Annotated in this window: 13 protein-coding genes; 9 read left to right on the forward strand and 4 right to left on the reverse strand. The window is 66.1% G+C overall.

Annotated elements, in window-relative coordinates; translation table 11 throughout:
• Positions 1 to 24 precede the first annotated feature (24 nt).
• Positions 25 to 657 (forward strand): phosphoribosylglycinamide formyltransferase, encoded by a 633-nt coding sequence (gene purN, locus ACG01O_RS07830; protein ID WP_394383260.1) that lies wholly within the window; start codon positions 25 to 27, stop codon positions 655 to 657.
• Positions 658 to 660: 3 nt separating this feature from the next.
• Here purN and ACG01O_RS07835 read toward each other — a convergent pair whose 3' ends face one another.
• The gene (locus tag ACG01O_RS07835) at positions 661 to 1,308 is read right to left on the reverse strand and encodes a DUF1345 domain-containing protein (protein ID WP_394383262.1); all 648 of its coding nucleotides are present in this window, start codon (positions 1,306 to 1,308) and stop codon (positions 661 to 663) included.
• A gap of 27 nt (positions 1,309 to 1,335) precedes the next feature.
• Here ACG01O_RS07835 and ACG01O_RS07840 point away from each other — a divergent pair, with 27 nt between their 5' ends.
• From ACG01O_RS07840 to ACG01O_RS07850, 3 genes are all read left to right on the forward strand, one after another.
• Positions 1,336 to 2,598: an RsmB/NOP family class I SAM-dependent RNA methyltransferase gene (locus ACG01O_RS07840; RefSeq protein WP_394383264.1), complete on the forward strand. Its 1,263-nt coding sequence runs from the start codon at positions 1,336 to 1,338 to the stop codon at positions 2,596 to 2,598.
• Between the two features lie 130 nt (positions 2,599 to 2,728).
• Positions 2,729 to 3,940: a DesA family fatty acid desaturase gene (locus ACG01O_RS07845; RefSeq protein ID WP_394383266.1), complete on the forward strand. Its 1,212-nt coding sequence runs from the start codon at positions 2,729 to 2,731 to the stop codon at positions 3,938 to 3,940.
• 103 nt (positions 3,941 to 4,043) lie between these two features.
• On the forward strand, positions 4,044 to 4,544 hold the full coding sequence (locus ACG01O_RS07850; protein WP_394383267.1) for a DUF3016 domain-containing protein: 501 nt from the start codon (positions 4,044 to 4,046) through the stop codon (positions 4,542 to 4,544).
• A 115-nt stretch (positions 4,545 to 4,659) separates the two neighbouring features.
• Here the strand turns inward: ACG01O_RS07850 and rpmG are convergent, their stop codons facing one another.
• From rpmG to trxB, 3 genes are all read right to left on the reverse strand, one after another.
• On the reverse strand, positions 4,660 to 4,830 hold the full coding sequence (rpmG, locus tag ACG01O_RS07855) for a 50S ribosomal protein L33 (RefSeq protein ID WP_025564431.1): 171 nt from the start codon (positions 4,828 to 4,830) through the stop codon (positions 4,660 to 4,662).
• Positions 4,831 to 4,864: 34 nt separating this feature from the next.
• Positions 4,865 to 5,098 (reverse strand): 50S ribosomal protein L28, encoded by a 234-nt coding sequence (gene rpmB, locus ACG01O_RS07860; protein WP_268153841.1) that lies wholly within the window; start codon positions 5,096 to 5,098, stop codon positions 4,865 to 4,867.
• A gap of 177 nt (positions 5,099 to 5,275) precedes the next feature.
• Complete coding sequence (trxB, locus tag ACG01O_RS07865) at positions 5,276 to 6,235, reverse strand: thioredoxin-disulfide reductase (protein WP_394383270.1); 960 nt, start codon at positions 6,233 to 6,235, stop codon at positions 5,276 to 5,278.
• Between the two features lie 161 nt (positions 6,236 to 6,396).
• On the opposite strand from trxB, the gene ACG01O_RS07870 reads away from it, so the two are divergent.
• The 5 genes from ACG01O_RS07870 to ACG01O_RS07890 all read left to right on the forward strand — a co-directional run bounded on the left by ACG01O_RS07870 (position 6,397) and on the right by ACG01O_RS07890 (position 12,369).
• Positions 6,397 to 7,065: a Crp/Fnr family transcriptional regulator gene (locus tag ACG01O_RS07870; RefSeq protein ID WP_394383272.1), complete on the forward strand. Its 669-nt coding sequence runs from the start codon at positions 6,397 to 6,399 to the stop codon at positions 7,063 to 7,065.
• Between the two features lie 74 nt (positions 7,066 to 7,139).
• Positions 7,140 to 9,521, forward strand: coding sequence for a DNA translocase FtsK (locus tag ACG01O_RS07875; RefSeq protein WP_394383273.1), 2,382 nt, complete (start codon positions 7,140 to 7,142; stop codon positions 9,519 to 9,521).
• A 19-nt stretch (positions 9,522 to 9,540) separates the two neighbouring features.
• Positions 9,541 to 10,146, forward strand: a complete 606-nt coding sequence (lolA, locus tag ACG01O_RS07880; RefSeq protein ID WP_394383275.1) for an outer membrane lipoprotein periplasmic chaperone LolA — start codon at positions 9,541 to 9,543, stop codon at positions 10,144 to 10,146.
• Entirely contained in the window at positions 10,143 to 11,480 is a 1,338-nt protein-coding gene (locus ACG01O_RS07885) for a replication-associated recombination protein A (protein WP_394383277.1), read from the forward strand. The genes lolA and ACG01O_RS07885 overlap by 4 nt, the downstream gene beginning before the upstream one ends.
• Positions 11,458 to 12,369 (forward strand): amino acid ABC transporter substrate-binding protein, encoded by a 912-nt coding sequence (locus ACG01O_RS07890; RefSeq protein WP_394383279.1) that lies wholly within the window; start codon positions 11,458 to 11,460, stop codon positions 12,367 to 12,369. Before ACG01O_RS07885 ends, ACG01O_RS07890 begins: the two co-directional genes overlap by 23 nt.
• Positions 12,370 to 12,376: the final 7 nt, after the last annotated feature.

Consider the following 12,376-nt stretch of genomic DNA (forward strand, 5'->3'; position numbering starts at 1 on the left):
AGGCCGGCGCCTACACTGACGGCCATGAAGCGACTGGTGATTCTGATCTCGGGACGCGGCTCCAACATGGAGGCGATCGTCAAGGCCTGTGCGGCGCAAGGATGGTCGGCGGAAGTGGCCGCCGTGATCAGCAACCGGCCCGACGCGGGTGGTTTGCAGTTCGCCGCGCAGCACGGCATCGCCACGGCCGTGGTGGATCACAAGGCCTACTCCAGCCGCGAGGCGTTCGACGCTGAACTGGCCCGCGTCATCGACGGCTACGCGCCGGATCTGGTGGTGCTGGCCGGCTTCATGCGCATCCTGACGCCGGGCTTCACCGCCCACTACGCGCGGCGCATGCTGAACATTCACCCGTCGCTGCTGCCGGCATTCACCGGCTTGCACACGCACGAGCGCGCGCTGGAGATGGGCTGCAAGATTGCCGGGGTGACGGTGCACTTCGTGACGGCCGAACTGGACCACGGCGCCATCGTGATGCAGGCGGCGGTGCCGGTGCGCGCGGGCGACGACGCCAAGAGCCTGTCGGCCCGGGTGCTGGCGGCTGAGCACCAGATTTACCCGCAGTCGGTGCGTTGGTTCCTGGAGGATGCCTTGGTGTGGGACGGTGACCGCGTGCATCACCGCGACGGCATGGCGCAGAGCCTCTTCCTGGCCTGACCCTCAGCTGATCAAGCCGGCGAGGATGTTGATCGACAGGGCGAGCACGCCCGTGTTGAACACGAACGCCAGCAGGGCCTGCAACAGCACCAAGCGGCGCATCGGCTTGGAGCTGACGGCGACGTCGGAGGTCTGGGACGTGGCGGCCACCGTGATCGAGAAGTACAGAAAGTCGGCGTAGCCCGGCTCGCCATCGTCTCCGGGGAACTCCAGCCCGTGGTCGCCCCCGCCCTCGCGGTGGTAAACGCTGGCGTAGGCGATGCCGAACTCCACCGGCAGCAGCAGCCAGGAGCCCGCCACCGTGGTCAGCGCCAGCAGCACGGCGGCCGTGGCGTCGTGGTTCTGGCGAGCCTGTTGCAGTTCCAGCGTGATGGCCGCGAGGCTGGCCAGCGCGCCCAGCACCGCCAGAAGCAGCACGACGGGAATGCCGTCGGCCAGCGCACGGGCGCGTTTTTGCACGTCGGTGGCGCCACTGCGGCCCAGCATCATCCACACCACCAGCGGCAGGTAGATCCACAGGAAGCCGTTCCAACCCACCAGCAACCGCGTCTGCCAGGCCAGGGGGCCGGGCCAGAAGGCCGCCAGTGCGGCCCCCGCCAGCAAGGCCCCGGTGAGCCGGCGGCGCATGTGCAGTTGGGTCCACAAATTCATGCGCAGCGGGCCTTGGGATAATGGGCCATGCATCCTAATGCCCTGTTGGAGCTGTGCGCCGAGCTGATCGGCGCCGTGAACAAGCTCGACGCGCCGGCCGACGCGACTGTTTCGGCCTTCTTCCGTCAACGCAAAAACCTGGGCCAGCGCGAACGCGGCTGCCTGGCGGAGACGGTGTACGCCTTGCTGCGCGAGCGCACCAAATTCCAGCACCTGGCCCAAAGCGGCACGGGGCCGGTGCCGCGTCGGCTGGCCATCCTGGCCTGGCGGGGCAACGACAGCTTCCTGCGCGCCGCGCTCACGGCCGGGGAAAAGATCTGGCTGGAGCAGGTGCAGGCGATTGCCGCCGACAGCCTGCCGCCACGGCTGCGCCACAACTTGCCGGACTGGCTGGCCGAGCCGCTGCGCGAGCGCGTGGGCGAGGAGGAGTTTTGGCCTCTGGCGGCCGCGCTGAATGAGGCCGCGCCGTTGGATCTGCGCGTGAACACGCTCAAGCTCAAGCGTGAAGAAGCGCTGGCGGAGTTGAAGGCCGCGGGCATCGACGCTGAGCCGACACCGTACTCGCCGCTGGGCCTGCGCGTGCAGGGCAAGCCGGCGCTGCACAAGCTGCCGCTGTTCACCGGCGGCGGGGTGGAGGTGCAGGACGAAGGCAGCCAGTTGCTGGCTTTGCTGCTCGCGCCCAAGCGGGGCGAGATGGTGGTGGACTTTTGCGCTGGGGCCGGCGGCAAGACGCTGGCGCTGGGTGCGGCGATGCGCAACACCGGGCGGTTGTATGCATTCGATGTGTCCGGCCATCGGCTGGACGCGCTCAAGCCCCGGCTGGCGCGCAGCGGCTTGTCCAACGTCTACCCGGCGCAGATCGCCCACGAGCGCGACGACCGCGTGAAGCGCCTGGCGGGCAAGATCGACCGCGTGCTGGTGGATGCGCCGTGCTCGGGTTTGGGCACTTTGCGCCGCAATCCTGACCTGAAGTGGCGCCAGACGCCGCAGGCGGTGGAGGAGTTGCAAGCCAAGCAGCGCGCCATCCTGGCCAGCGCGGCGCGCATGGTGAAGGCGGGCGGGCGACTGGTGTACGCCACTTGCAGCCTGTTGGATGCTGAAAACGAGCAGATCGCGACTGAATTCGAGTCGGCGCACCCGGAGTTCAAGCGTCTCCCGGCCGACGAAGCCCTGGGCAAGGTTCAGGTGGAGCGGGCCGGCGAGCTGACGGAATCGGGGGCGCTGCGCATCTGGCCGCACCGGCACGGCATGGACGGGTTCTTCGCGGTGGCCTGGGAGCGGGCGGCTTGACCTGAGTCAAGAAACGCGCCGGTTCGCACGCCGGCGCCCGAATGCGGTGCAGGCGACCCCTTGAAAATAGGGAGGCCGCCTTACAATCAAGAACTCTTTGCATGACCGCGGTGGCCGAGGCCAGGATCCCATGAACGAAATCTTCAACGCTTTGCTGAACTGGCTGGAACACGGCCTGGCTGATTTCAGCATTTGGCAGCTGGTGGTCTACACGCTGGTTGTGACCCACATCACGATCGCTTCTGTCACGATCTTCCTGCATCGCGCTCAGGCACACCGCGCGCTGGATCTCGGGCCGATCCCGTCGCACTTTTTCCGTTTCTGGTTGTGGCTGACTACGGGCATGGTCACCAAAGAGTGGGTGGCCATCCACCGCAAGCACCACGCCAAGTGCGAGACCGAGGAAGATCCCCACAGCCCGCAAACTCGCGGCCTGAAGAAGGTGCTGGCCGAAGGTGCTGAGTTGTATCGCGCCGAAGCCAAGAACATGGAAACCATGGAGAAGTACAGCCGTGGCGTGCCCGATGACTGGATCGAGCGCAACCTGTACACCAAGCGCAGCTGGCAAGGCATCGTGCTGATGCTGATTATCAACATGACCCTGTTCGGTGCGCTGGGTGCCACGATTTGGGCGATTCAGATGGCGTGGATTCCCGTCTGGGCGGCCGGCGTGGTGAACGGCATCGGCCACTACTGGGGCTACCGCAATTTCGAGGCGCCCGATGCTTCGACCAACCTGACGCCGTGGACGCTGATCATCGGCGGCGAAGAACTGCACAACAACCACCACACCTACCCGACCTCGGCCAAGTTCTCGGTGAAGCCGTACGAGTTCGACATCGGCTGGATGTACATCCGCATCCTGGAGACGCTGGGCTGGGCCAAGGTGCGCAAGACCGCTCCGAAGCTGAGCTTGGGCGAAGTGAAGCCGGCTGACGCCCGCACGCTGGAGGCGCTGATTGCCAACCGCTACGAAGTGATGGCCAGCTACGCCCGCGACCTCAAGGCCGCTTGCGCCGCAGAGCTGGCCAAGATCAAGGCCGAAGGTGGCAAGCACAGCGAGCGGTTCGCCCAATTCAAGCAAGCCAAGCGTTGGCTGCACCGGGACGTGGATCGCATCCCGGCGGATGTGCGTGGCGACTTGGCCGGTGCCCGTGCGGCGAGCCCGGTCATCGACAAGCTGGTGGTGATGCGCGAAGAGCTGCGTCAGCTGTGGACGCGTACCAATGTCTCGGCTGAGCAGCTGGTGGCTGATCTGCAGGCCTGGTGCCGTCGCGCTGAAGAAAGCGGCATCGCCGAGCTGCAGGCCTTCTCCATGCGTCTGCGCGCCGCGCACGCCTGAGGCCTGCGTTTTCCGGATGTAAAGGGCGCCCAAGCGGGCGCCCTTTTTTCTTGCGCCGCGCCTAGACTTGGCTCTGTTCGTTCACTGGCTTGTGAGGTTTGACATGCGGTATTTCACCTTGTCGGCTGTGGTGGCTGCGTCGCTGCTCTCGGTGTCGGGGGATGCGATGGCGGGCGTGAAGGTGAGCTTTGTGCAGCCTGAGCGGTTTGTGGACATCAAGGACAACCAGGGGTTCCGCGACTTGGCGGTGTTGCCGTCGCTGGAGCGGTTTCTGGTTGCGGGGTTTGAAAAATATCTTCCCGGCAGGGATGTGGCAGTCGAGGTCATCGATGTCGACCTGGCGGGTGATGTGGAGCCGATTGGGCATCGCGGGCAGTGGTTGCGGGTGATGCGCCCCATCACCTCGCCGGCCGTGACCTTCAAGTACACGGTGCGTCTGGGCGGGGAGGTGGTGCAGCAGGCCGAGGTTCGGCTGCGCGACATGAACTACCAAGACGGATTCAATCCGTTTGTCGGGAGTGAGCCGCTGGCGTACGAGAATCGGATGCTGGATCGCTGGTTCCAGCGCGAGTTGGCGCCTGCGGTGGCGACGTTGGGGCGCTGATCGGGCCGTTCAGTGGCGCCGCCCCGGGAGCGGCTGGAGAAGAAAAAACCCGCCAGCGTTGCCGCTTGGCGGGTTTTTGATGTGAGCGACCGGCGCGTGCCAGGTCGATCGAACATCACTTCAGCTTGATTTCCTTGTACAGCACGTGCTTGCGTGCCTTCGGATCAAACTTCATGAATTCCAGCTTTTCGGGCGTGGTCTTCTTGTTCTTGTTGGTCGTGTAGAAGTGGCCAGTGCCCGCGGTGGACTCCAGCTTGATCTTTTCGCGGCCGCCTTTGGATGCCATGGTCGTATTCCTTCAGTAGGTCAGTGAGCGGCGATCAGAGCTCGCCCTTGGCGCGCAGATCGGCGACGACTTGGTCGATGCCGACCTTGTCGATCAAACGCAGAGCGGCGTTCGAGATGCGCAGGCGAACCCAGCGGTTTTCCGATTCCACAAAGAAACGGCGGTATTGCAGGTTCGGCAGGAACCGACGCTTGGTTTTGTTGTTGGCGTGGGAAACATTGTTCCCGACCATGGGCTTCTTGCCCGTGACTTGACAGACGCGTGCCATGACGCTTCTCCGGTTTGACTTCTTTGACCAGTCACTCCGCACGATGCGAAGCGACCCTTTGACCGCAAATGCCTGCTAAATCCGAAACCTAGGTTCCGAACGCGATCCATCCGGCAGGCAAGCCCGCGAGTATAGCGGAAAACCCCGGCATTGGCCAGTCGCGGCTGGCTCGAGCCGTCAGCCCTGCTCTTGCTCCAGGAATCGCTGGGCATCCAGTGCCGCCATGCAGCCGGTGCCGGCGCTGGTGATGGCTTGGCGGTAGACATGGTCCTGCACGTCGCCGGCAGCGAAGATGCCCGGCACGCTGGTCATGGTGGCGAAGCCGTTCAGGCCGCTGCGGGTGACGATGTAGCCGTCCTTCATCTCCAACTGGCCCTTGAAGATGTCGGTGTTGGGCTGGTGGCCGATGGCGATGAAGCAGCCGTGCACGGCGATGTCGGCCTTGCTGCCGTCCTGAACGTTGACCGTGCGCACGCCTGTCACGCCGGAGGCGTCGCCCAGCACCTCGTCGAGTTGCTGGAACAGGTGCAGCTTCATCTTGCCGGCGGCGACTTTCTCCATCAGCTTGTCGACCAGGATGGGCTCGGCGCGGAACTTGTCGCGGCGATGGATCAGGTGCACGGTGCTGGCGATGTTGGACAGGTACAGCGCCTCTTCCACGGCCGTGTTGCCGCCGCCCACCACGCACACCTCTTGGCCGCGGTAGAAGAAGCCGTCGCAGGTGGCGCAGCCGCTCACGCCGCGGCCCATCAAGGCCTGCTCGGACTCCAGCCCCAGGTATTTGGCCGAGGCGCCGGTCGCGATGATCAGCGCGTCGCAGGTGTAGGTGGCGCTGTCGCCGGTGAGCGTGAAGGGGCGCTTGGAGAAATCGACGCTGTTGATGTGGTCGTACACCAATTGCGTCTGGAAGCGCTCGGCGTGTTGCTGGAAGCGCTGCATCAACTCGGGGCCTTGCACGCCCATGACGTCGGCCGGCCAGTTGTCGACTTCGGTGGTGGTCATGAGCTGGCCGCCCTGGGCCATGCCCGTGATCAGCGTGGGCTTGAGGTTGGCGCGCGCGGCGTAAATGGCGGCGGTGTAACCAGCCGGGCCGGAGCCGAGGATGAGCAGGCCGTGGTGTTGGGTCGTTGCAGTCATGGCGGGCAGGTGGTGGCGACTGGGGCGCTTGCAAGCGCTGCCGAGGTGAAAACCCCAAGCTCAAGCATGGAAGCAAGCGCTGTCAGATGTGCAAAATGCACGCCATTCTAGGCAGGCGGCTTTGCGGTCGTCGGGCCGTCTTGCAAACCTGGAGATTGCATATGGCGATGATTTCCAACCTGGACCTGATCCGCCGGGTTCCGCTGTTTTCCATGCTGACCACCGATCAGGCCCAGTCCATCGCTGACAGCGTCGTCAAGCGCCGCTTCAAGCGCGGCGAACTGATCGTGGAGCAGGGCACCAAGTCCAACGCGCTGTTCATCCTGCTTAACGGCCGTGCGCGCGTGCTGACGGCCGACCAACGGGGCCGCGAGGTCATCCTGGCCGTGCTGCAGTCGGGCGATTACGTGGGCGAAATGAGCCTGATCGACAACGAGCCGCACTCCGCCAGCGTGCGGGCTGAAGTGCAGACCGACATGCTGGTGCTGGGCCGCATGGAATTTGCGCGCTGCCTGCCTGAAAGCAGCAGCCTGGCCTACGGCATCTTGCGCGGCTTGGTGGCGCGGCTGCGCAACGCCGACCGCCAGATCGAATCGCTGGCACTGCTCGACGTGTACGGCCGCGTGGCCCGCACCCTGCTGGACATGGCTGAAGACGAAAAGGGCATCAAGATCATTCGCGGCAAGGTGTCCCGTCAGGACATGGCCAAGGTGGTGGGTGCGTCGCGCGAAATGGTCAGCCGCGTGATGAAGGATCTGGAAGAGCGCGGCGTCATCGAGACGCTGGAGAACGGTTCGGTCGTCATCAAGGAACGCCTGACGCATGACTGAAGCCGGGCCGCGGCCGTGAGGTCGCGGCGCCGTGTCCCACGCCAGCGCCTGGCCGTGCGGGCCACAATGGCGGTATGAGTTTTCCCTTGGGTTCCCTTTTGGGCGGCGAGGGCGGCCCCGGCGATGCCGGTGCGCCTGCCAAAACGCCGCGTCGCCCCACAGCCCGGCGTGAAGCCGCGCCGGTGCCGTCGCCTGCGGCGCGGCTGCTGCGCACCCCCCTTTGGTTGGCCTTGACGGCCTTGGTGCTCGCGCTGTTCGTGCTGGCGATGGCCACGCACGACCTGCGAGACGCCGCGTTCAGCAACAGCGGTCAGCGCGAGTTGGTGGGCAACCGTGTGGGCAGCCTGGGGGCCTGGTTGTCCGACGGGCTGCTGTTCCTGTTCGGTTTCTCCGCCTGGTGGTGGCCGCTGCTGGCCCTGCGCGCCTGGCTGCGCGGGCTGGCGGGCTTGTTGCGGCATGACGTAGCAGACCCCGTGCAGTGGACCCAGCGCCTGCGCTGGTGGGCGGGTGTCGCCCTACTGATTGGCGCCAGCTGCGCGCTGGAATGGAGTCGCCTCTACGCCTTGGAAGCGCGTCTGCCCGGGCATGCTGGTGGCTTGCTGGGGTATTCGCTGGGGCCGTGGGGCATGAAGCTGCTGGGGTTCGCGGGCTCCGGCGTGGTCTGGATCGTTCTGCTGCTGACGGGCCTGTCGTGGGCTTTCCGCTTCTCGTGGGGCGCCGTGGCCGAGCGCATTGGCGAGCGCCTGGAGCAGCTACGCGAGCAGCGCCTGGAGCGCCGCGAACTGCGGGCCGACCAAAAGGCGGGCGAGCAGGCAGTGAAGGAGCGCGAGCAAGAGGTAGAGGTCGAGCGCCAAATCGAGCGCCAAGTCGAAGCCGAGCACGCACCCCTGGTGATCGAAACGCCCGTGGTCGAGGTGCCGCAGTCCACCCGCGTGGCCAAGGAACGTCAGCAGACGCTCTTCGTCGATGCCGGTGACGCCAAGCTGCCCCAGGTGGACCTGCTCGACGCGGCGCCGGGCCGGCAGGAGACCGTGACGCCCGAGTCGCTGGAAATGACCAGCCGTCTGATCGAGAAGAAGTTGCGCGACTTCGGCGTCGAAGTGCATGTGGTGGCCGCCCAGCCGGGGCCGGTCATCACCCGTTACGAAATCGAACCCGCCACGGGCGTGAAAGGCTCGCAAGTGGTCAACCTCGCCAAGGACCTCGCGCGTTCCTTGAGCCTGGTGTCGATTCGCGTGGTGGAAACCATTCCTGGCAAGAACTACATGGCGCTGGAGCTGCCGAATGCGCGGCGCCAGACCATCCGGCTGTCCGAAATCCTCGGCTCGCAGGTCTATGCGGACGCGGCGTCGCAGCTCACCATGGGCTTGGGCAAAGACATCGTCGGTGCGCCGGTGGTGGCCGACCTGGCCAAGATGCCGCACTGCCTGGTGGCCGGCACCACCGGTTCGGGCAAGTCGGTCGGCATCAACGCCATGATCCTGAGCCTGCTCTACAAGGCCGAGGCGCGCGATGTGCGGCTGATCCTCATCGACCCGAAGATGCTGGAAATGAGCGTCTACGAGGGCATCCCGCACCTGCTGGCGCCAGTCGTGACCGACATGAAGCAGGCTGGCAACGCGCTGAACTGGTGCGTGGGCGAGATGGAGCGGCGCTACAAGCTCATGTCCAAGATGGGCGTGCGCAACCTGGCGGGCTACAACAAGAAGATCGACGAAGCCAAGGCCAACGGCCAGAGCATCCCCAACCCGTTCAGCCTCACGCCCGAAGAGCCCGAGCCGCTGGAACGCCTGCCGTTCATCGTCGTCGTCATCGACGAGTTGGCCGACCTTATGATGGTCGTGGGCAAGAAGATCGAAGAACTGATCGCACGTCTTGCCCAGAAGGCCCGGGCTGCTGGCATCCACCTCGTGCTGGCCACGCAGCGCCCGTCGGTGGACGTGATCACCGGCCTGATCAAGGCCAACATCCCCACGCGCTTGTCCTTCCAGGTCAGCTCCAAGATCGACAGCCGCACCATCCTCGACCAGATGGGCGCCGAAGCGTTGCTGGGCATGGGCGACATGCTCTACATGCCCTCCGGCACCGGTTTGCCGATCCGCGTGCACGGCGCCTTCGTCAGCGATGACGAAGTGCACCGTGTGGTGGAGTACATCAAGTCCCAGGGCGAGCCCAATTACATCGAGGGCATTCTGGAGGGCGGCGTGCTCGACGACATGGGCGGCGAGGCCCCGGCACCGGGCGAGTCCGCCGGTGAGGCCGACCCGATGTACGACCAGGCCGTGGCCATCGTGCTGCAGCACCGCAAGGCGTCGATTTCGCTGGTGCAGCGGCACCTGCGCATCGGCTACAACCGCGCGGCGCGGTTGCTCGAGCAGATGGAAAAGTCAGGCCTCGTGGGCGCTCTGGCCGCCAATGGCAGCCGTGAACTGATCGTGCCCAAGCGGGACGAGTGAAGCAAAACCCATGAATGGCATGAAAGCTCTGTTGTTGACCGGCCTGCTGGCCACGGCCGGCCTGGCCCATGCGGACGCGGTGGATGCCCTGCGAGAGTTCTCGCGCGACGTGAAGAGCGGCAAGGCCAGCTTCACGCAGACCGTGACGTCGCCGGACGGCAAGCGCAAGAAACTGTCCTCGGGCAGTTTCGAGTTCCAGCGCCCCAACCAGTTCCGCTTCGCGTACACCAAGCCCTTCGAGCAGGTGATCGTGGCGGACGGCCACAAGGTCTGGATCTTTGACGCGGATCTGAACCAAGCCAGCTCGCGCAAGCTGGGCGATGCACTCGGTGCCACGCCGGCGGCTTTGCTCGCGGGCAGCCAGATCGAGCGGGACTTCACGCTGAAGGCGCAGCCTGCCGAGGCTGGGCTGGAGTGGGTGCAGGCCACGCCCAAGCAGGCGGAATCCACGGTGCAGAGCCTGCGCCTGGCCTTCAAGGGCAAGGAATTGGCGGTGATGGAAATCGTCGATGGCTTCGGCCAGCGATCGCGCCTGGACTTCAGCGGCGTGCAAACCAACGTGCCTGTGTCGGCCGAGCGCTTCCAGTTCAAGCTGCCGGCGGGTGCCGACCTGATCGAGCAGTGAGCGGCACGCTGTTCGACGACGAGCCCGTCCCCGACGCTGCCCAGGCGCCGGCTGCGCCGCTGGCGGGCATTCCGCTGGCCGAGCGCCTGCGGCCCAAGACGCTGGATGACGTCATCGGCCAGCGCCACCTGCTCGGCCCCGGCATGCCGCTGCGCGTGGCGTTCGACGCCGGCCGGCTGCACAGCATGATCCTGTGGGGTCCCCCCGGCGTGGGCAAGACGACACTGGCGCGGCTGATGGCGGGGGCGTTTGAGGCGCAGTTCATCGCCATCTCGGCGGTGCTGGGCGGCGTGAAGGAGATCCGCGAGGCCGTGGAGCGGGCCCAGGTGGCTGCAGCGCAAGGGCGCCGCACGGTCGTGTTCGTGGATGAAGTGCACCGCTTCAACAAGTCGCAGCAAGACGCCTTCCTGCCGCACGTGGAGGCGGGGCTGTTCACTTTCATCGGGGCCACCACCGAGAACCCGAGCTTCGAGGTGAACTCGGCGCTGTTGTCGCGCGCCACCGTGCAGGTGCTCAAGAGCCTGGACGCCGAAGAATTGGGGCAGCTCATCGCCCGCGGCGCCGCCGAGCTTGGCGTGCCCGCCCCCACGCCCGATGCGGCCCAGCGCCTCATTGGCTACGCCGACGGCGACGCCCGCCGGCTGCTGAATGCGTTCGACACCGCCGCCTCGCTAGCCCAAGGCGTGCAAATCGACGAGGCCTTGCTGGAGCGCGCGCTGGGCGAGCAACTGCGCCGTTACGACAAGGGCGGCGACCAGTTCTATGACGTGATCTCTGCCCTGCACAAGTCGGTGCGGGGCAGCCATCCAGACGGCGCTTTGTATTGGTTCGCCCGCATGCTCGACGGCGGTGTGGACGCGCGCTACATCGCCCGCCGTCTCATCCGCATGGCCAGTGAAGACATCGGCCTGGCCGACCCCCGCGCCCTGCGCATCACGCTGGACGCGGCCGAGGCCTACGAGCGCCTGGGCTCGCCCGAGGGGGAGCTCGCGCTGGCCGAGGCTGTGGTCTACCTGGCCATCGCGCCCAAGTCCAACGCCGTCTACAAGGCCTTCAACGAGGTCCGGGCCTTCATCAAGCAGGATGTGTCGCGCCCGGTGCCGGTGCACCTGCGCAACGCGCCCACCAAGCTGATGAAAGAGCTGGGCTACGGCCACGCCTACCGCTACGCGCATGACGAGCCGCATGCCTACGCGGCCGGCGAGCAGTACCTGCCCGATGGGCTGGAAGGGCAGGGCTGGTATGCCCCCGTGCCCCGTGGCATGGAAACCAAGATTGCCGAGAAACTGGCCTTTCTGCGCCAGCTGGACGATGACGCCTCGACTCGCAGTTAGGCTGGCCGCGTGGGTGTGCGCGCTGGGCTTGTCGGCGGCGCATGCGGCCGATGGCCCGACGCTCACCCGGGTGCGCGACACCGGCGTGATCGTCATCGGTTACCGGCCGGCGTCGCTGCCGTTTTCTTACCTGGATGCCCAGTTGCGCCCCACCGGCTACACGGTGGAGTTGTGCGACCGCATCGTGGGTGCCGTGCGCCAGAAACTGCAGTTGCCCGATTTGGAGGTGCGCCGCGTGGAGGTGGCCTCGGCCACGCGCATGCCGCTGGTCATCAACGGCACGCTGGACCTGGAATGCGGCATCACCACCCACACCGCCGAGCGGGCGCGCAGCCAAGCCTTCTCGTTGACCATCTTCGTGGCCGAGACCCGGCTCATGACGCGGGGCGGCGAGCGGGTGCGGGGCCTGTTTGACCTGCGCGGGCTGCCGGTGGCCTCCACCATCGGCACCACCAGCATCCAGCACCTGGCCAAGGTGAACGAGCAGCAGGGCCTGGGCATTCGCATCCTGGGTGGCTTGGACGACCCGGAGGGCTTCCAGATGCTCAAGAGCGGCCGGGCTTCAGCCTTCCTGATGGACGACGTGTTGCTGCGCAGCTTGCTGGCGCAGCAAGGCCCGGGGGCGGATGACTACCGCATCTCCGACCAGGCGCTGACCGTGGAGCCCTACGCCATCGGCCTGAAGCGAGGCGACCCGCAGTTCAAGGCGCTGGTGGACGAGGTGCTGACGGGCCTGTACCGCAGCGGCGAAATCCACGCCATCTACCGCCGCTGGTTCGAGTCGCCCCTGCCGCCGTCGGGCCTGAACCTCAAGCTGCCGATGAGCGCGGCCTTCCGGCGGGTGATTGCGAACCCGACGGATTCGCCAGACCCTGAGCGATATCGCTGAACGGAAC

Source organism: Pelomonas baiyunensis (assembly GCF_043555935.1).
In the GTDB taxonomy this organism is placed as follows: domain Bacteria; phylum Pseudomonadota; class Gammaproteobacteria; order Burkholderiales; family Burkholderiaceae_C; genus Pelomonas; species Pelomonas baiyunensis.

Bases quoted from the DNA above. Each gene is read 5' to 3' on its own strand.
- ACG01O_RS07845 (WP_394383266.1), top strand. From the start codon at position 2,729: ATGAACGAAATCTTCAACGCTTTGCTGAACTGGCTGGAACACGGCCTG.
- ACG01O_RS07870 (WP_394383272.1), top strand. From the start codon at position 6,397: ATGGCGATGATTTCCAACCTGGACCTGATCCGCCGGGTTCCGCTGTTT.
- rpmG (WP_025564431.1), bottom strand. From the start codon at position 4,830: ATGGCATCCAAAGGCGGCCGCGAAAAGATCAAGCTGGAGTCCACCGCG.
- ACG01O_RS07875 (WP_394383273.1), top strand. From the start codon at position 7,140: ATGAGTTTTCCCTTGGGTTCCCTTTTGGGCGGCGAGGGCGGCCCCGGC.
- ACG01O_RS07890 (WP_394383279.1), top strand. From the start codon at position 11,458: ATGACGCCTCGACTCGCAGTTAGGCTGGCCGCGTGGGTGTGCGCGCTG.
- lolA (WP_394383275.1), top strand. From the start codon at position 9,541: ATGAAAGCTCTGTTGTTGACCGGCCTGCTGGCCACGGCCGGCCTGGCC.
- rpmB (WP_268153841.1), bottom strand. From the start codon at position 5,098: ATGGCACGCGTCTGTCAAGTCACGGGCAAGAAGCCCATGGTCGGGAAC.
- ACG01O_RS07850 (WP_394383267.1), top strand. From the start codon at position 4,044: ATGCGGTATTTCACCTTGTCGGCTGTGGTGGCTGCGTCGCTGCTCTCG.
- ACG01O_RS07840 (WP_394383264.1), top strand. From the start codon at position 1,336: ATGCATCCTAATGCCCTGTTGGAGCTGTGCGCCGAGCTGATCGGCGCC.
- purN (WP_394383260.1), top strand. From the start codon at position 25: ATGAAGCGACTGGTGATTCTGATCTCGGGACGCGGCTCCAACATGGAG.
- ACG01O_RS07835 (WP_394383262.1), bottom strand. From the start codon at position 1,308: ATGAATTTGTGGACCCAACTGCACATGCGCCGCCGGCTCACCGGGGCC.
- trxB (WP_394383270.1), bottom strand. From the start codon at position 6,235: ATGACTGCAACGACCCAACACCACGGCCTGCTCATCCTCGGCTCCGGC.